Source organism: Pseudomonas sp. AC070 (assembly GCF_979258635.1).
This window is the reverse complement of record NZ_OZ409871.1, coordinates 3,353,834-3,373,683: the sequence shown is the minus strand read 5'-3', so window position 1 is coordinate 3,373,683 and position 19,850 is coordinate 3,353,834. Positions and strand designations below refer to the sequence as shown.

General features: G+C 64.4%; 6 protein-coding genes. 4 read left to right on the top strand and 2 right to left on the bottom strand.

Translation table 11 applies throughout. From position 1 onward, the window contains the following. Positions 1-50 precede the first annotated feature (50 nt). Positions 51-12,983, top strand: a complete 12,933-nt coding sequence (locus ACZZ0Q_RS15075) for a non-ribosomal peptide synthase/polyketide synthase (protein ID WP_463541741.1) — start codon at positions 51-53, stop codon at positions 12,981-12,983. Between the two features lie 856 nt (positions 12,984-13,839). Here ACZZ0Q_RS15075 and ACZZ0Q_RS15070 read toward each other — a convergent pair. Next, positions 13,840-14,880, bottom strand: a complete 1,041-nt coding sequence (locus ACZZ0Q_RS15070; protein WP_463560713.1) for a sensor histidine kinase — start codon at positions 14,878-14,880, stop codon at positions 13,840-13,842. Then, complete coding sequence (locus ACZZ0Q_RS15065) at positions 14,880-15,623, bottom strand: response regulator (RefSeq protein WP_463541742.1); 744 nt, start codon at positions 15,621-15,623, stop codon at positions 14,880-14,882. The genes ACZZ0Q_RS15070 and ACZZ0Q_RS15065 overlap by 1 nt, the downstream gene beginning before the upstream one ends. A gap of 365 nt (positions 15,624-15,988) precedes the next feature. Here ACZZ0Q_RS15065 and kdpF point away from each other — a divergent pair, with 365 nt between their 5' ends. The 3 genes from kdpF to kdpB are packed head-to-tail and all read left to right on the top strand — an operon-like array spanning position 15,989 to position 19,844. Further along, on the top strand, positions 15,989-16,078 hold the full coding sequence (kdpF, locus tag ACZZ0Q_RS15060; RefSeq protein ID WP_108097287.1) for a K(+)-transporting ATPase subunit F: 90 nt from the start codon (positions 15,989-15,991) through the stop codon (positions 16,076-16,078). A 10-nt stretch (positions 16,079-16,088) separates the two neighbouring features. Further along, entirely contained in the window at positions 16,089-17,786 is a 1,698-nt protein-coding gene (gene kdpA / locus ACZZ0Q_RS15055) for a potassium-transporting ATPase subunit KdpA (protein ID WP_463541743.1), read from the top strand. A gap of 12 nt (positions 17,787-17,798) precedes the next feature. Further along, positions 17,799-19,844, top strand: coding sequence for a potassium-transporting ATPase subunit KdpB (gene kdpB, locus ACZZ0Q_RS15050; protein WP_463541744.1), 2,046 nt, complete (start codon positions 17,799-17,801; stop codon positions 19,842-19,844). Positions 19,845-19,850 lie beyond the last annotated feature (6 nt).

Here is a 19,850-nt window from a genome sequence, read left to right as displayed (position 1 = left end):
AAACCCCAACGCTCCGTCCGCCGCCCGCCCGATTTCAGCAGGATTCCGCCATGCCTTCGTTCGAACGTCCCCGCACTCTGGTTCACGCTTTGCAACGCCGCGCCGCCGAGCAGCCGCACGCCCTGGCCCTGCGTTTTCTGGACGGCGATGACGGCGAAGGCGTGGTGCTCACCTATGCCGAACTCGACCAGCGCGCGCGCACCATCGCTGCCGCGCTGCAAGCGCAAACCAAGCCGGGCGACCGCGCGGTGTTGCTGTTCCCCAGCGGACCGGATTACGTCGCCGCATTCTTCGGCTGCCTGTATGCCGGTGTGATTGCCGTGCCGGCGTATCCGCCTGAATCATCGCGCCACCAGCATCAGCTGCGGTTGCTGTCGATTCTGGCCGACGCCGAACCCAGCGTGCTGCTCACCAGCAGTGACGGGCACAGCACCCTACAACACCTCGATAACGCGCCTGCGTTGCTGCTGGTCGATGCTTTAACCCAAACGCTGGCCGCCAATTGGCAAACGCCCGAACTAGCTGACCACGATATCGCCTTTCTGCAATACACCTCCGGCTCCACCGCCTTACCCAAAGGCGTGCAAGTGACCCACGGCAATCTGGTCGCCAACGAGCTGCTGATTCGCCAGGGCTTTGGCATCGAGGCCGACGACGTGATCGTCAGCTGGCTGCCGCTGTACCACGACATGGGCCTGATTGGCGGCCTGCTGCAACCGATCTTCAGCGGCGTGCCGTGCGTGTTGATGTCGCCCAAATCATTCCTTGAGCGGCCCGTGCGTTGGCTGGAAGCCATCAGCCGTTACGGCGGCACGGTTAGTGGCGGACCGGATTTCGCCTATCGCCTGTGCAGCGAACGGGTCAGCGCATCCGCTTTGGCCGCGCTTGATCTGAGTCGCTGGCGCGTGGCGTTTTCCGGCTCGGAACCGATCCGCCAGGACAGCCTCGAGCGCTTTGCCGAGAAGTTCGTGGCCAGCGGTTTTTCCGCCAGCAGCTACCTCGCCTGCTACGGCCTGGCCGAGGCCACCTTGTATGTCACCAGCGGCACGCGCGGGCAGGGCATCGCCGCCCTGGGCGTGAGCGCTCAAGCCTTGGCGCAACAGCGCATTGCAGCGGGCGGCGACGGCGTTTTGCTCAGCTGCGGCAGCGTGCGGCCGTTGCACGAGGTGCGCATTGTCGAACCCGTTAGCGGCGCCGTGCTGGGCGACAACCAGGTCGGCGAAATCTGGGCCAGCGGCCCGAGCATCGCCCACGGTTACTGGCGCAATGCGCACGCCAGCGCCGAGACATTTATCCAGCAAGACGGCCAAATCTGGCTGCGCACCGGCGACCTCGGCGCCTTGCGCAACGGCGAGCTGTTTGTCAGCGGCCGGCTGAAAGACATGCTGATCGTGCGCGGCCAAAACCTGTACCCGCAGGACATCGAACGCACCGTCGAAACCGAAGTGGCCCACGTGCGAAAAGGGCGGGTGGCGGCGTTTGCGGTTCGTCATAACGGCGAAGAGGGCATCGGCATTGCTGCCGAAATTGGCCGCAGCGTGCAGAAAAATGTGCCCGCCGACGATGTCATCAATGCCATTCGCCAGGCCGTGGCCGGGGCGTATCAGCAAGCGCCACAGGCAGTGGTATTGCTCAACCCCGGCGCCTTGCCGAAAACCTCCAGCGGCAAGTTGCAGCGTTCGGCGTGCGCGCTCGGCCTGGCCGATGGCAGCCTCGACAGCTACGCGCATTTTCCCTCGGCTAAAGCCAAGAAAGACGACGCAACGCCAGGTGCCGCAGGGCTTGAACAACAGATCGCCGCCGTCTGGGCCGAGCACCTGCACGTGCCCAGCGTCAGCGGCGCCGACAACTTTTTCCTGCTCGGCGGCAACTCGATTTCTGCGGCGCAGGTCATGGCTCAGTTGCGTGAACAGCTGGGCATCAACCTGCAACTGCGCGAGCTGTTTGAAACCCCGAACCTCGCTGGCTTTACCAACAACGTGGCCGGACACATCGCCCTCGGCGGCGGCAAAGTCGATGCAATAACCCGGCTATCGCGCGATCAGGATCTGCCGCAATCGCCCGCACAAAATCGCCTGTGGTTCCTCTGGCAACTGGACCCCGCCAGCGCCGCCTACAACATTCCGGGCGGCCTGCACCTGCGCGGCGAACTGGATGACCACGCCCTGCGCAGCAGTTTTGCGCGCCTGATTCAGCGTCACGAAGCGCTGCGCACGGTGTTCCTCGAGCGCGACGGCCAGGCCCTGCAACGCGTGCAGCCCGACGCCACGCTGCACGTTCGGGATGTCGACCTTCGCCACCTGAGCGGCACGGCGCTAACCGAGCAGGCCGCCCGCGAACGGGAGCAGGAGGCCAACGCACCGTTCGACCTCACCACCGGCCCGCTGCTGCGCGTGACGCTGCTGCGCCTGGCTGACGATGAGCAGCAGTTGCTGGTAACCCTGCACCACATCGTGGCCGACGGTTGGTCGCTGAATATTCTGCTCGACGAATTTGCCCGCCTGTACGCCGAAGGCTGCGGCGGCCAGCCGGCCGATTTTCCGGCGTTGCCGCTGGGCTACGCCGACTTCGCCAGTTGGCAGCGCCAGTGGCTGGCAGGCGCAGAAGGGCAGCGCCAACTCGACTATTGGACTGCGCACCTGGCCGACGAGGCGCCGGTCCTGCAATTGCCCCTGGACCAACCCCGCAGCCACCAGCGCCGGCACAGTGCGGCGCGTTATCGCTTCAAGCTGGACGACGCCCTGAGCCAGCGCCTGTGCCAGGTCGCCAACGGCCAGAACGCCACGCTGTTTATGCTGCTGCTCGCCAGTTTCCAAACCCTGCTGCTGCGCCATACCGGGCAAACCGACGTGCGCATCGGCGTGCCCGGCGCCAACCGTCAGCGCCTGGAAACCCAGGGCTTGCTCGGCTTCTTTATCAACACGCTGGTGCTGCGCGGTCAGCTCGACCCCCGCCAGCGCTTCACCGACGTGCTGGAAAACACCCGCGCCGCCACCTTGTACGCGCAAGCCAATCAAGACGTGCCGTTCGACCAGGTGGTGCACGCCCTCGGAGGCGAAACGCTGTTTCAGGTGATGTTCAACCACCAGCAGCGCGACCTCGGCAGCCTGCGTCGCCTGCCCGGTTTGCTCGCCAAGGAACTGCCGTGGCACAGCCGCGAAGCCAAGTTCGACTTGCAACTGCACAGCGAAGAAGACGCCCGTGGAAGCCTGACGTTGTCATTCGACTACGCCGATGAGTTGTTCAACGCTGCCAGCATCGAGCGCCTCGCCGAGCGTATGGTCAGCCTGTTGCAGCAGGTGGCGGAGCAGCCAGACATTACCCTCGGCGCGTTGCAGATCGTAAGCGAGGCCGAACAGCAGCAACTTGCCGAATGGAGCCGCGCGCCCATGCCCGCCGCGCAGCAGTTGCTGCCCGAATGGCTGGAACACTACAACGCTGAAAACACCGCGCTGCTCTGGCAAAACGGCAGCCTCCGTTACGGCGCGCTGCATGCCCAGGCCAACGGGTTAGCGCACCGGTTGCGCGACCTTGGCGTGGGCCCGGACGTGCGCGTCGCCATTGCCGCCGAACGCTCGCCGCAGTTGCTGATCGGCTTGCTGGCGATCATCAAAGCCGGCGGCGCCTATGTGCCGTTGGATGCCGATTATCCGGCCGAGCGCCTGGCGTTCATGCTCCACGACAGCGGCGCGAAGCTGCTGCTGACGCAACGTCACCTCGCGCAAACCCTGGCCGTGCCGAGCGGCATTCAAGTGCTGGAGCTGGACACGCTGGAGGCGGGCAGCGAACCCTGCGCCGCGCCGGTGTCGGGCGTGCGCGGTGACAACCTGGCCTATGTGATTTACACCTCCGGTACCACCGGCCAACCCAAGGGCGTCGGCGTTACCCACGCAGCGCTGACCGAGCGCCTGAACTGGATGCAACGCACCTACGCGCTGGATGCCAGCGATGTGCTGATGCAAAAGGCGCCGGTGAGTTTCGATGTGTCGGTGTGGGAGTGCTTCTGGCCGTTGATTAGCGGCGCCCGGTTGCTGTTGGCGGCGCCGGGCGAGCACCGCGATCCGCAGCGCCTGGTGCAGCTGGTGCGCGACTTCGGCGTTACCACCGTGCACTTCGTGCCGCCGCTGTTGCAGTTGTTTGTGCAGGAGCCAAACGTGGCGCAGTGCATCAACCTGCGCCGCGTGTTCTCGGGTGGCGAAGCGCTGCCCGCTGCTTTGCGCGACCGCGTATTGGCGGCGTTGCCACAGGTGGCCTTGCACAACCGCTACGGCCCGACCGAAACCGCCATCAACGTCACCCACTGGCACTGCCACACCGGCGACGGCGAGCGCTCGCCTATCGGCCGGCCGTTGGGCAATGTGAATTGCCATGTGCTGGACGCCGAGCTGCAACCGGTGCCGGTCGGCGTTGCCGGCGAGCTGTGCATCGGTGGCGCCGGCTTGGCGCGTGGCTACCTGGGGCGGCCAGGGCTCACGGCCGAGCGCTTTGTCGCCGACCCATTGGGCGAGCCGGGCGCGCGTTTGTACCGCACCGGCGACCGTGTGCGCTGGGGCGCCGATGGCGCGCTGGAATACCTCGGCCGCCTCGATCAGCAAGTGAAGCTGCGTGGTTTTCGCATCGAGCCGGAAGAAATTCAGGCGCGACTGTTGGCCGAGGCTGGCGTTGGGCAGGCTGTGGTGCTGATTCGCGACGGTCATGCCGGCGCACAGCTAGTCGCCTATTACACCGGCACCACGGCTGAACATGAGGCCGAACAAACCGCCCGATTGCTCGCCGCGCTGGCCGCCCAGTTGCCGGACTATATGGTGCCGGCGCACCTGCTGCGCCTGGCGCAAATGCCCCTGAGCCCGGCGGGAAAACTGGATCGCCAGGCGCTGCCCGAACCGGTATGGCAGCAACGCGATCACATCGAACCGAGCACGCCATTGCAGATGCAGATCGCCGCCATCTGGCGCGATGTGCTGGGGCTTGAGCAGGTTGGCCTTGCCGATGATTTCTTCGAGCTGGGCGGTCATTCGCTGGTGGCCACGCAAATCGTTTCCCGCGTGCGCCAAGCCTGCGATGTCGAGCTGCCGCTGCGGGCGTTATTTGAAGCCAGTACGGTTGCAGGGTTTAGCGCGCAGGTGGCCGCCATTCAGGCCAGCGGGCAACGCAACAGTCAGCAGGCCATCGCCATCGTCGACCGCGCGCAGCCGCAGCCGCTGTCGTATTCGCAGCAGCGCATGTGGTTTCTCTGGCAACTGGAACCGGACAGCCCGGCGTACAACGTCGGCGGTCTGGCCAAGTTCAGCGGGGCGCTGAATGTGGCGTGTTTCGAGGCGGCGTTGCGGGCGCTGATCGAACGTCACGAAACCCTGCGCACCACATTCCCGAGCACGGACGGCATCGCTCGTCAGCAGGTCTCCCCGCAGTCCAGCGTGCGCCTGGGTTGGCAGGATTTTTCCGCGCTCGATGCCGCAGAGCGCATCCAACGCTTGCAGCACTTCGCCGACGCCGACGCCCATCAACCCTTCAATCTGGAAACCGGACCGCTGCTGCGCGCCACGCTGATCAAATGCGCCGCGCACGAGCATTACCTGGCGTTAACCCTGCACCACATCGCCACCGAAGGCTGGGCGATGGATATTTTCGCCCGTGAACTGGCAGCGTTGTACGAGGCTTTTGTGCAAGGAAACGAGTCGCCATTGGCGCCGCTGCCGGTGCAATACCTCGACTACAGCCAGTGGCAGCGCCAGTGGATGGAAGCCGGCGAGCGGGACCGTCAGCTCAGCTATTGGAAAGCTCAGCTCGGCCACGAACACCCCGTGCTCGAATTGCCCAGCGACCGTCCGCGACCGGCGCGGCAAAGTCATCGCGGCGAGTTGTACCGCTTCGATCTCGCGCCGGAGCTGGCCCAGCGCTTGCGCGCGTTCAATGCCGCCCATGGCCTGACGTTGTTTATGACCATGACCGCTGCCCTGGCCGCGTTGCTGCATCGCTACAGCGGGCAAACCGACCTGCGCATTGGCGCGCCGGTGGCCAACCGTATTCGCCCGGAAAGTGAAGGGCTGATTGGCGCGTTTCTCAATACGCAGGTGCTGCGTTGTCAGGTCGATGGGCAACTCAGCGTCATGCAATTGCTGGAGCATGTGCGGCACACCGTGATCGACGGCCAGTCCCACCAAGACCTGCCGTTCGATCACTTGGTCGACGCCCTGCAACCGCCTCGCAGCGCCGCCTATAACCCGCTGTTCCAAGTGATGTGCAACGTGCAGCGCTGGGAATTCCAGCAAACCCGCACGCTGGCCGGCATGACGGTGCAATACCTCGCCAACGATGCGCGGGCGACCAAGTTCGACCTCAACCTGGAAGTCACCGACCTCGACCATCGCCTGGGCTGCTGCTTTACCTACAGCTGCGATTTGTTCGACGAAGCGCGCATCGCGCGCATGGCCGAGCATCTGGTCAATCTGTTGCAGGCCATGCTCCAGCAGCCGCAGCAACGCCTCGCCGAATTGCCGCTGCTGTCGGCGGCCGAACAGCATGCGCTGCTAGACAACCTCGGTGAGGAGCCGGGCGAATACGCGCTCGACGCGACCGTGCATCAACTGTTCGCCGCGCAGGCCGCCGCCACGCCAGGCGCTCGGGCGCTGAGCGTGGGCGAACACAGCCTGACCTACGCCGAACTCGACGCCCAGGCCAACCGTCTGGCCCAGTGGCTGCGCGCCAACGGCGTCGGCCCGGAAGTGCGGGTGGGGCTGGCGTTGCCGCGTTCCACCGACTTGGTCGTCGGCCTGCTGGCCATTCTCAAAGCCGGCGGTGCCTATGTGCCGCTAGACCCGGAATACCCGCCGGAGCGCTTGCAGTTCATGGTCGAAGACAGCGGCATTGCGCTGCTGCTGGGCCGCGCGGAATGGCTGGCAAGCCTTGGCGGTTTGCCAGGCAACGTGGTGCTCGGTTGTGTGGATGAACTCAACCTCGCTCACTTCCCCAGCCATGCGCCGGCCGATCTCAGCTCGCCGCTGAATCAGGCGTATTTGATTTACACCTCCGGCTCTACCGGCAAGCCAAAGGGCGTGGTGGTCAGCCACGGCGAAATCGCCATGCACTGCCGCGCGGTGATCGCCCGCTTCGGCATGCGCAGCGACGACTGCGAGCTGCACGTGTATTCCATTAACTTCGACGCCGCCAGCGAGCGCCTGCTCACGCCGCTGCTGTGTGGCGCCGAAGTGGTGCTGCGCGGCCAGGGCCAATGGGGCGCCGAGGAAATCTGCACGCTGATCCGCCAGCACCGCGTCACCATCCTCGGCTTCACCCCCAGCTATGGCAGCCAACTGGCGCAGTGGCTGGCCAGCCGGCAGGAACAGTTGCCGGTGCGCCTGTGCATCACCGGCGGCGAAGCGTTGACCGGCGAGCACCTGCACCGCATCCGCGCAGGTTTCGCGCCCACGCAGTTCTTCAACGCCTACGGGCCGACGGAAACGGTAGTCATGCCGCTCGCCAGCCTGGCGCCGGAGCATCTGCCGGAGGGTGCCAGCAGCGTGGCCATCGGCCGTGTAGTCGGCGCGCGCACCGCCTATGTGCTGGACGCGGATCTGGCGCTGGTGCCGCCCGGTTCCACCGGCGAGCTGTATATCGGCGGCGCCGGCCTGGCCCTTGGCTACCACGCGCGGCCGACACTGACGGCCGAGCGGTTTGTGCCCAACCCGTTTGCCAACAGTGGCGCAGGTGGACGCTTGTACCGCACGGGCGACGTGGTGCGCCAACGCGCCGATGGGCAACTGGAATACGTCGGCCGTATCGACCAACAAGTGAAGGTGCGCGGCTTTCGTATCGAACTGGGCGAGATCGAAGCGCGCCTGCTTGAACACCGCGACGTTAACGAGTGCGTGGTGCTGGCGCTTGATGGCCCCAGCGGTAAACAGTTGGTCGCCTATATCGGTACCGCATTGGCGGAGGCCAACAGCGAGCAACAGCAAGCCCTGCGCGACAGCCTGAAAACGCACCTGCTGGCGCAACTGCCGGACCATATGCTGCCGACCTTCACCGTGCTGCTGCCGAGCTTGCCGCTCACCGCCAATGGCAAAGTCGAACGCCGCGCCTTGCCGGCGCCCGACCTGGCGCAAAACCGTCAGCAGTTCGTGGCCCCACGCAGCGGGATGGAACAGCGCTTGGCGGCGATCTGGCGCGACGTGCTGAACGTGCAGCGAGTGGGCTTGGCGGATAACTTTTTCGAATTGGGCGGCGACTCGATTCTGTCGATTCAAGTGGTCAGCCGCGCGCGGCAGCAAGGCATTCACTTCAGCCCCCGCGATCTCTTTCAGCATCAAACCGTGCAGGCGCTGGCAAGCGTCGCCACGCATCAACAGCAGGTGCTGAGCGAGCAGGGCGCGTTAACTGGCGAGGCCGCGCTCACGCCGATTCAGCACTGGTTCTTCGCTCGGGAAATGGCCGAGCGCAACCACTGGAACCAGGCGCTGGTGCTGCACGCGCAACAACCGCTGGACGCCGACCTGTTGCAGCGCAGCGTGCGGCGTTTAGTGCAGCAGCACGACGCGTTGCGCCTGCGCTTTACCGATGCCGATGGCCAATGGCGTGCGTTTTACCGCGAGCACACCGAAGACGACGCGCTGCTCTGGCAGACCAGCGCGAAGCAGGCTCAAGCGTTGTTTGAAAACGCCCAGCGCAGCCTCGATCTCGAACACGGCCCGCTGCTGCGTGCCGTGCTGGTGGACGGGCAAAAACTGCTGCTGGCGATTCATCACACGGTGGTTGATGGCGTGTCGTGGCGCGTGCTGCTCGATGATCTGCAAACCGTTTATGAGCAACTGGTAAGCGGCGAAACAGAACCGCAGCTGCCGGCCAAAACCAGCGCCATGGGCGAATGGGCCGCGCGCCTTAACGTGTATGGCAGCAGCGAATCGCTGCGCGAAGAACTGGGCTGGTGGCAACGGCAACTGGGCGGGCAGGGCGGTGATTTGCCAGGCGTTCGCCGCGCGGGCAGCAACCTTGAACGCGACGCCGAAACCTTCACCGTGCGCCTGAGTGCCGAACGCACCGGCCAGCTGCTGGCGCAGGCGCCAGCGGCCTATCGCACCCAGGTCAACGACCTGCTGTTGACCGCGCTCAGTCGCGTGCTGTGCCACTGGACCGGGCAGACCTCGGCGCTGATCCAAATCGAAGGCCACGGCCGCGAAGCGCTGTTCGACGACCTCGACCTGACCCGCAGCGTCGGCTGGTTTACCAGCGCTTATCCGGTGCGCATCGACCATCACGTCGACCTCGCCACCGCCATCAAAGCCACCAAGGAACACCTGCGCAGCGTGCCGCACAAAGGCCTGGGCTATGGGGTATTGCGTTACCTCGCCGACCCGGCCAGCCGCGCCGCCATTAGCGATTTGCCCGAGGCCAAGGTGACCTTCAACTACCTTGGCCAACTCGATTCCGGCGCCGATGGCCTGTTCACCTTGCTGCAAGACAGCCCCGGCGCCATCCACAGCGCGCTGGCGCCACTGGCCAATGAGCTGAGCATCGACGGCCAGGTGCACAACGGTGAGCTGCAAGTACGCTGGACCTTCAGCCGCGAACGCTACGACGCAAAGGTGGTGCAGGGGCTGACCGAGGCGCTGATCGATGAACTGCACAGCGTCATCGACCATTGCCTGCAAACCGGCAATGGCGGCTTCACACCGTCGGACTTTCCCCTTGCGCACCTCAGCCAGCAGCAGCTCGACAACCTGCCGGTGCCCGTGGCGCACATCGACGACCTGTACCCGCTCACGCCCATGCAGGAAGGGCTGCTGCTGCACACGCTGCTGGAACCTGGCACCGGCATCTATTACATGCAGGACCGCTACCGCATCAACAGCGCGCTGGACCCCGAGCGATTCGCCCGCGCCTGGCAGGCCGTGGTCGCGCGCCATGAAGCGCTGCGCGCGTCGTTCGCCTGGAATGCCGGCGAGGCCATGCTGCAGATCATTCACAAACCCGGCGCCGCCGACCTGGAGATGCTCGACTGGAGCGCCTCGCCCGAACACGAGCATGAAGCGCGCCTGCAAGCCCTGCACAAACGCGAGCGTGAAGCCGGCTTCGACTTGCTCAACCGGCCACCTTTCCACCTGCGCTTGATCAAGCTGGAAGCGCAGCGCTACTGGTTCATGATGAGCAACCACCACATCCTCATCGACGCCTGGTGCCGGGGCTTGCTGATGAGCGATTTCTTTGAAATCTACAGCGCCCTCGGCGAACAACGGGCGCCGCAATTGCCCGAAGCGCCGCGTTATCGCGACTACATCAGCTGGCTGCAACGCCAGGACCTCGACCAGGCGCGCCAGTGGTGGCAACGCAACCTGGCCGGCTTTGAGCGCCGCACCCATATTCCCAGCGACCGGCCCATCGTTCAGGACCACAGCGGCGACAGTGGCGGCATGGTCGTTGGCGACTGCTACACCCGTTTGCAACCGAGCGAAGGCGCGCACCTGCGCGACTTGGCACAGCGCCACCAACTCACCGTTAACACCTTTGCCCAAGCCGCCTGGGCGCTGGTGCTGCGCCGTTACAGCGGCGAGCGCGACGTGCTGTTTGGCGTCACCGTGGCCGGTCGCCCGGTGGGCATGCCCGCCATGCAGCGCACCGTCGGCCTGTTTATCAACAGCGTGGCCCTGCGCGTGACACTGCCGCACGCCGGGCAACCGCTCAGCGTGCGCGACTGGCTGCACGGCCTGTTCGCCAGCAACATGGACCTGCGCGAACACGAATACCTGCCGCTGGTGGCAATTCAGGAATGCAGCGAATTGCCCAAGGGCCAGCCGCTGTTCGACAGCCTGTTCGTGTTCGAAAACGCCCCGGTGGAAACCACCGTGCTCGACCAGGCGCAAAGCCTGAACGCCACCTCCGACTCAGGCCGCACCCACACCAACTTCCCGCTCACCGTGGTGTGTTACCCGGGCGACGACCTGGGCCTGCACCTTTCCTACGACCAGCGCTACTTCGACGTGGCAACCATCGAACGCCTGCTCGCCGAATTCAAACGGCTGCTGCTGGCCCTGGCCGAACACTTCCACGGCGACATGGACGAACTGCCCTTGCTGGGCGAAAGCGAGCGACGCTTGCTGACTGTCGACTGCAACACCAGCGAGCGCGCCTATCCGCTGGAGCAGGGCTACGCACGGCTGTTCGAAACGCAGGTGGCCGCCGCGCCGCAGCGCGTCGTCGCCAGTTGCCTGGACCAGCAATGGACCTATGAACAACTGAACGGGCGCGCCAACCGTCTGGGCCATGCCTTGATCGCTGCCGGCGTGCGCCGTGACCAACCGGTGGCGCTGCTGACCGAACGCAGTCTGGAACTGCTGGGCATGATCGTCGGCAGCTTCAAAGCCGGCGCCGGCTACCTGCCGCTGGACCCCAGCCACCCCGTGCAACGGCTGACGCGCATCATCGAACTGAGCCGCACGCCGGTGCTGGTGTGCACCCGCGCGTGCCGCGAGCAGGCGATGACCCTGCTGGAAGAGCTCGGCTGTGGCGGCCGTCCGCGCTTGCTGGTATGGGAGGAAATACAGGAAAGCGCCTCGCCGGACTGCAACCCCGGCGTCTACAGCGCGGCGAACAACCTCGCCTACGTGATCTACACCTCGGGCTCCACCGGTTTGCCCAAAGGCGTGATGGTCGAGCAGGCCGGCATGCTCAACAACCAACTGAGCAAAGTGCCGTACCTGAACCTCGGCAGCGACGATGTGATCGCGCAAACCGCTTCTCAAAGCTTCGACATTTCCGTCTGGCAATTCCTCGCCGCGCCGCTGTTTGGCGCTCGCGTGGCCATCGTGCCCAACACCATCGCCCACGACCCGCAGGCGCTGCTCGCGCATGTCGCCGAGCAGCGCATCAGTGTGCTGGAAAGCGTGCCGTCGCTGATCCAGGGCATGCTGGCCGAACACATCGCCCAGCCGCTCGAAAACCTGCGCTGGCTGCTGCCCACAGGCGAAGCGATGCCGCCGGAACTGGCGCGCCAATGGCTGCAACGCTACCCCAGCGTCGGCCTGGTAAACGCTTACGGGCCGGCCGAGTGCTCGGACGACGTCGCGTTTTTCCGCGTGGACCAGGCCTCCACCCAAAGCACCTACCTGCCCATCGGCAGCCCCACCGACAACAACCGCCTGTACCTGCTGGACGACGCCCTCGAACTGGTGCCGGTCGGCGCCGTAGGCGAACTGTGCATCGCCGGCACGGGCGTCGGGCGCGGCTACGTCGGCGACCCCCAGCGCACCGCCCAGGCCTTCGTGCCCAACCCGTTTGCCACGGGCGAGCGCCTATACCGCAGCGGCGACCTGGCCCGACGTCGGGCCGACGGCGTGCTGGAATATGTCGGGCGTATCGACCATCAAGTGAAAATTCGCGGTTTCCGTATCGAACTCGGCGAAATCGAAGCGCGGCTGCATGAACAGGCCGACGTACGAGATGCCGCCGTGGCCGTGCAGGAAGGACCGACTGGCAAATACCTGGTCGGCTACCTGGTGCCGGTTGCTGCGGAGCGTGAACCGGGTGTGTGGTTCGACCAAATCAAACAACGGCTACGTGCCGACCTGCCGGACTACATGGTGCCGCTGCACTGGCACCTGCTAGACCGCCTGCCACTCAACGCCAACGGCAAACTCGACCGCAACGCCTTGCCGGCCCTGGAGTTTGGGCTTTCGCCAAGCCAACACTACGTCGCACCGCGTACCGCGCTTGAACAGCAACTGGCTGACATCTGGGCGCAGGTGCTGAAAGTCGAACGGGTAGGGGTGCACGACAACTTCTTCGAACTGGGCGGCCACTCCCTGCTCGCCACGCAAATCGCCTCACGGATGCAAACCTTGCTGCAACGCAACGTGCCGCTGCGGGCCATGTTCGAATGCAGCTCGGTGGCCGAGTTGGCCGAATACGTGGAAGGGTTAGACAGCCAGGCCGTGGTGGAAGAGAAGGCCGAGCGGGTGATGGATTTGATGGCGCGGTTTGAGGCGATGTAGATCAAGAGCATCGCGGCTACAGCCGCTCCCACAAAGCCAATGCCGACCCTGTGGGAGCGGCCGGGCGGCGATCCGCTTCAGCCGCGAGTTTTTGATGTTGTTCTACAGCTTTTGACCTGGCTTTTGACCTGGCTTTGACCTGGCTTTTGACCTGGCTTTTGATCCACCGCTTTTGATCTGGTTTGTGATCTACCCGCCCCATTCATCGCAGGCCGAGTGGAGTCGACGTGGAGGGGGTTGAGCGGCCGGGAGCCGCGAAAGGCGTGTCGGGCCATGGATGGCCCTTATCGCGGGGACGCCTAGTCCGTGCCCCTGGAGCGGCGACGGAGGGAGGGAAGTCGGAGCGCAGCGGAGACCCAAGGTAGGGGCAAGACTTTTTGGTTTCTTTTTCGTCGACTGGAAAAAGAAACTCGCGCGTAAGGCGCGAAACAAAACGATCAGCGCACGCGGTAATGAATACCGCCGCCCGTGCCATATGCATACGGCTCAAGATTCTGGATTCCGAATCGTCGGACCGCCGCCTGCGCGGGAATGACGGAGTTCGGGTGCGAAATCTACGTAAGGCGCGAAAGCTAACGTTCAGCGCACTCGGTAATGAATACCGCCGCACTTCACAGCGATGTACGGCTGGAAACTCTGGATCCCCGCGTGCGCGAGGATGACGGGGGGTTGGTCGAAATGCGTGTAAGGCTCAAAATTCTGGATTCCGAATCGTCGGACCGCCGCCTACGCGGGAATGACGGGGGGTTGGTTGAGATGCGCGTAAAGCGCGAAACAAAGCGTTCAGCGCGCGGCGGTAAAAAATACCGACGCACTAACTTCCAAACGTTGGGCTTCGCTAAACGCTCAACCCAACCTACGAAATGGGGTTGGGCGTTGAACGAGGCAACCTCAAAACACACGTCAACCCACCCCCAACCGTCTCCCGCAACGCAATATCCCCCCCTTGCCGCTGCGCCGCCTCGCGCGCAATCGTCAGCCCCAGCCCCACGCCACCCGAATCCCGATTCCTCGACCCCTCCACCCGAAAAAACGGCTCAAACACACATTCCCGCTGCTCCGGCGCAATACCCGGCCCGTGGTCACACACGTGCACCTCCACCGCCGTGGGCGAATCGACCAACACAACCCGCGCATGCCCCGCATAGCGCAGTGCGTTGTTGAGCAAGTTGCTAATGGCTGAGCGCAGCGCCAACGGTTGCACCCTTAACGGTGCGCAATGCCCTTCAAGGGTGACGTCGTCGCCCTGGTCCTGCGCGTTCTCGGCCAGCGACTCCACCAGCGCCTGCACGTCGAACCATTGCAACGCTTCGGTGGCGCGCTGTTCGTGCAGGTAGCGCAAGGTGGCGTCGAGCATGTCGATCATTTCTGAAAGGTCTTGCCCCATGCGTTCGCGCAGGTGGGCGTTGGGTACTTGTTCCAGGCGCAGTTTCAGGCGTGAGAGCGGGGTGCGCAGGTCGTGGGAGACCGCTGCCAACATGCGCCCGCGCTGTTTCACCTGCTCGCGAATGCGCTCTTGCATGGTGTTGAACATGCGCGCGGCCTTGCGTGCTTCCAGCGGGCCTTCTTCGGGCAGCGGCGCGGCGTCGAGGTTTTCGCTCAGGCGTTCGGCCGCTTCAGACAAGCGCTGGATCGGCCGGCTCAACAGCCGCGCGCCGAACCAGGCGGCGACTACCAGCGTCAGCATTTGCGTAATCAAGGGCACCAACGGTCCATTCAACGGCCCTAAACCGGGGCGCTGCGGTGGGGCTTGGCCGGCGCGGTGTTCGGGCGGCGGGCCGGGCGGTTGCGGGCCGCCGTAGTAGCTGAACCAGGCGAATGCGAGCAAATGGGCGAGCACGATAGACAGCAGCAACATGCCAAACAGGCGGGCAAACAGGGTGTTGGCCGAGCGCATCAGCCAATCTCGCGGGCGTCGAACAGGTAACCCTCCCCGCGCACGGTTTTGATCAGCCGCGGGCATTTCGGGTCGTCGCCCAGCTTCTGCCGCAGGCGCGAGACGAGCAGGTCAATGCTGCGGTCGAACGCTTCAATCGAGCGGCCCCGCGCGGCGTCCAGCAGTTGCTCGCGGTTCAGCACCCGGCGCGGCCGTTCGAGAAATACCCAGAGCAGGCGGAATTCGGCGTTGGACAGCGGCACCACCAGCCCGTCGGGCGCATGCAGTTGGCGCAACACGCCGTTGAGTTGCCAATTGTCGAAACGGATGCTGTTGCGCTCGTCATTGCGCGGCGGCTCACGGTCGTCGCGCACGCGGCGCAGGATGCTCTGGATGCGCGCCACCAGCTCGCGCGGTTCGAAGGGCTTGGCCATGTAATCGTCGGCGCCCAGTTCCAGGCCGATGATGCGATCAGTGGGTTCGCAGCGGGCGGTGAGCATGAGGATGGGAATGTCGGAAGCACTGCGCAGTTCACGGCACAGTTCCAGGCCGTCTTCGCCGGGCAGCATCAGGTCGAGAATCACCACGTCAAAGCGGCTGGCGGCCAGCGCTTTGCGCATGCCGGAACCATCGCCGACGGCCTCGCTGCTGATGTTGAAACGGGTCAGGTAACCGCTGAGCAGCTCGCGCAGCTCGACGTTGTCATCGACGATCAACGCGCGTGTGGTACGTGAGCGGACGTCCCGTTCGTTAAAAGCTTCCATCGGGCGTGAGCTCCGTAATTCGTGGGACGGGTGGCAAGCGGGCGCCATGCTGAGGGTGGGGCGTATCGACAACATGTCGTTACTGTATCCGGGCTGATACAAAGCGTAGCCGGGCAATACACAATCCGAAAACGTCTCCGATCAAGCTCCCTCGCCCCTCGGGGAGAGGGTTGGGGTGAGGGGGGCCGTTGCGTTTGTTTTGCCCTCACCCCCGGCCCCTCTCCCGTAGGCGGTAGAGGGGAGCAAAGCCGTTGCGTTTTTTACGGGTTCTTTACGCCCAAGCCTGCCTTCGCATCTCGTCCCTTTACGCCCCCCTGCGGACAATCCTCCTTAAGCGGCAGTCGCCGTATGACGGAGAAATATCCATGCATCTTCTGGACGGGTTGTCCCTGCTGTTGGCCAGCGGACTGTTCATTTACCTGCTGGTTGCGCTGTTGCGCGCCGGGCGTAGTTGAGGAGCCGCCAATGGACAGTCATGTCGTTTTATTGCTGGTGGCGTTCTTCGCATTGGTGCTGTTGCCGGCACCGTGGCTGGGGCGCTTTTTCTATCGGGTGATGGAGGGCGAGCGTACCTGGCTTTCGCCGGTGTTGCAGCCGGTGGAGCGCCTCAGCTACCGCGTTGCGGGCGTGGATGCCAAGCAAGAGCAGGACTGGAAGACGTACACCTTGTCGCTGCTGGCCTTCAACCTGGCCGGCTTGCTGCTGTTGTTCGCGATTTTGCTGCTGCAAGGCGTGTTGCCGTTGAATCCGCAGCACATGCCGGGGCTTGAGTGGACGCTGGCGTTCAACACGGCGGTGAGCTTTGTCACCAACACCAACTGGCAGGCTTATAGCGGCGAAGCCAGTCTGAGTTACTTCAGCCAGATGGTTGGTCTGGGCGTGCAGAACTTTGTCAGCGCCGCCACCGGCCTGGCGGTCCTGGTTGCGCTGTGCCGCGGTATTTCGCGCCGCTCCAGTCAGACGCTGGGTAACTTCTGGGTCGACCTCACCCGCGGCACGCTCTACGTCTTACTGCCGTTGTGCATTGCCCTGGCGGTATTTCTGGTGTGGCAGGGCGTGCCGCAAACGTTCAGCCATTACCTGGACGCCATGACCCTGCAAGGCGGCGAGCAAAGCCTGCCGCTCGGTCCTGCGGCCAGCCAGATTGCCATCAAGCAACTGGGCACCAACGGCGGCGGCTTCTTCGGCGTGAACTCGGCGCACCCGTTCGAGAACCCGACGGTGTGGAGCAACCTGTTTGAGATGGCCTCCATTCTGCTGATTCCAGCCGCCCTGGTGTTCACCTTCGGCCACTACGTTAAAGACCTGCGTCAGAGCCGCGCGATTCTTAGCTGCATGCTGATTCTGCTGATGCTCGGCGTTGGCGTGACGCTGTACAGCGAGCTGCAACCGAACCCGGCGCTGGCCGGTTTGAACATCGAGCAAAGCGGTTCGCTGGAAGGCAAGGAAAGCCGCTTCGGCATTGGCGCCTCGGCGCTCTGGGCGGTGGCCACCACGGCGGCGTCCAGTGGCTCGGTGAACTCCATGCACGACAGCTTCAGCGCCTTGGGCGGCATGGTACCGATGTTCAACATGATGCTCGGCGAGGTGATTTTCGGCGGTGTGGGTGCCGGCCTCTACGGCATGTTGCTGTTCGTGCTGATTGCCGTATTCCTCTGCGGCCTGATGGTTGGCCGCACGCCGGAATACCTCGGCAAAAAACTCGAAGCCCGCGAAGTGCGTTTGCTGGTGCTGACCTTGCTGGTCATGCCGCTGGGCGTGCTGGTGCTGGGCGCGCTGACTGCCGTGCTGCCGTTTGCCAACGCCTCGGTGAGCAACCCCGGCGCCCATGGCCTGAGCCAGATTCTTTACAACTACACCTCGGGCACCGCCAACAACGGCTCGGCCTTTGGCGGCTTTAGCTCGAACACGCCGTTCCACAACCTGATGCTCAGCCTGGCCATGTTGCTCGGGCGCTTCGGCTACATCCTGCCGGTGCTGGCGATTGCCGGCAGCCTGGCGGCCAAGCGCCGAGTGCCGGTGGGGCAGAACAGTTTCCCGACCCACGGCCCGCTGTTTGTCAGCCTGCTGACCATCACCATTTTGCTGGTGGGTGGTTTGACCTTCCTGCCGGTATTGGCCCTGGGGCCGGTGGCCGAACACCTCAGCCTGCTCGGTCATTAATTAGGAATAGCCATGAACGCCAAGACTCAACCCTTGCAAGTACCGAGCGCGCCGGCCACGCCGCGCAAGCAGTGGCAGGCGGCGATGGTGCAAGCCTTCGTCAAACTCGACCCGCGCCAACTGGTGCGCTCGCCGGTGATGCTGGTGGTGGAACTGACCGCCATTTTCACCACCGTGTTGTGCGCCTTGCCGGGCCAGCCGGTGCCGACCTTTATCGCCGTGCAAATCGCCGTATGGCTGTGGTTCACGGTGTTGTTCGCCAACTTCGCCGAAGCCCTGGCCGAGGGGCGCGGCAAGGCCCGCGCCGACAGTTTGCGTGCCGGCACCCAGGGTCTTTGCGCACGCCGCCGCTTGCAAAACGGCACCTTCGAAACCGTGCCGGCTGCCTCGCTGCGCAAAGGCGAAGTAGTGCGGGTGGAAGCCGGCGAGCTGATCCCCGGCGACGGCGAGGTCATCGAAGGCATCGCCGCCGTTAACGAGGCGGCGATTACCGGCGAATCGGCGCCGGTGATCCGTGAATCCGGTGGCGACCGCTCGGCCGTCACCGGCAACACCCGCGTGGTTTCCGACTGGCTGCTGGTACGCATCAGCGTTAACCCCGGCGAGTCCACGCTGGACCGCATGATCGCTCTGGTGGAAGGCGCCAAGCGGCAGAAAACCCCCAACGAAGTGGCGTTGGATATCTTGCTGATCGGCCTCACGCTGATCTTCCTGCTGGTGGTCGTCACCTTGCAGCCGTTCGCGATTTACTCCGGTGGCGCCTTGCCGCTGGTGTTTCTGGTGGCGCTGTTGGTGACGCTGATTCCCACCACCATCGGCGGGTTGCTGTCGGCCATCGGCATTGCCGGCATGGACCGTCTGGTGCGCCTGAACGTGATCGCCAAATCGGGTCGTGCCGTGGAAGCAGCCGGCGACGTGCACGTACTGCTGCTGGATAAAACCGGCACCATTACTTTCGGCAACCGCCGTTGCAGCGCGCTGTATGCCGCGCCCGGCGTTACCGGCAAAGCCCTGGCTGAAGGCGCGTTGCTGGCCTCGCTGGCCGACGACACGCCAGAAGGCAAATCCATTGTCGAGTACCTGCGCGGTCTGCACCCCATGAACGAGCCGGTGCGCGAGGCGGTGCATGCCGTGCCGTTTAGCGCCGAAACCCGGCTGTCGGGCGTCGACTTCGAAGGGCACATCTACCGCAAAGGTGCAGTCGATGCTTTGCTGGCTTTTATCGGCATGCCGCGCAGCGAAATGCCGGCCGTGCTGTCCCGGGAGATCGACAAAATCGCCCAAAGCGGTGGCACGCCGTTGCTGGTGTGTGCCGACGGCAAATTGCTCGGCGCCATTCACCTGAAAGACGTGGTGAAACCCGGCATTCGCGAGCGCTTTGCCGAGCTGCGTCAGCTGGGCATTCGCACCGTGATGGTGACCGGCGACAACCCGCTGACCGCCGCCGCCATCGCCGCCGAAGCGGGGGTGGACGACGTGATTGCCGAAGCCACACCGGAGAAAAAACTGGCGCGTATTCGTGCCGAGCAGGCCGACGGCAAGATGGTCGCCATGTGCGGCGACGGCGCCAACGACGCTCCGGCGCTGGCCCAGGCCGACGTCGGCATGGCCATGAACGACGGCACCCAGGCCGCCCGCGAAGCCGCCAACCTGGTGGACCTCGACTCCGACCCGACCAAGCTGCTCGACGTGGTGCAAGTGGGTAAGGAGCTGCTGGTAACGCGTGGCGCGCTGACCACCTTTTCCATCGCCAACGACGTGGCCAAGTACTTCGCCATTTTGCCGGCACTGTTCACCAGTATTTATCCGCAGCTGGGCGTGCTTAACGTGATGCAACTGCAAAGTCCGCAGAGCGCGATTTTGTCGGCCATCGTCTTCAACGCCCTGATCATCATCGCCCTGGTGCCGCTGGCCCTGCGCGGTGTGCGAGTAGAAGCCTTAGATGCCGCCAGCCTGCTGCGCCGCAACCTGCTGATTTACGGCCTGGGTGGGCTGGTGGCGCCGTTTGTGGGCATCAAATTGATCGACCTGTTACTGACCAGTATTGGCCTGGCGTAAGGCCAG

What these genes read in the sequence shown, in the direction of transcription:
- kdpA (WP_463541743.1), top strand. Translation starts at nt 16,089, where the DNA reads ATGGACAGTCATGTCGTTTTATTGCTGGTGGCGTTCTTCGCATTGGTG.
- ACZZ0Q_RS15065 (WP_463541742.1), bottom strand. Translation starts at nt 15,623, where the DNA reads ATGGAAGCTTTTAACGAACGGGACGTCCGCTCACGTACCACACGCGCG.
- kdpB (WP_463541744.1), top strand. Translation starts at nt 17,799, where the DNA reads ATGAACGCCAAGACTCAACCCTTGCAAGTACCGAGCGCGCCGGCCACG.
- ACZZ0Q_RS15075 (WP_463541741.1), top strand. Translation starts at nt 51, where the DNA reads ATGCCTTCGTTCGAACGTCCCCGCACTCTGGTTCACGCTTTGCAACGC.
- kdpF (WP_108097287.1), top strand. Translation starts at nt 15,989, where the DNA reads ATGCATCTTCTGGACGGGTTGTCCCTGCTGTTGGCCAGCGGACTGTTC.
- ACZZ0Q_RS15070 (WP_463560713.1), bottom strand. Translation starts at nt 14,880, where the DNA reads ATGCGCTCGGCCAACACCCTGTTTGCCCGCCTGTTTGGCATGTTGCTG.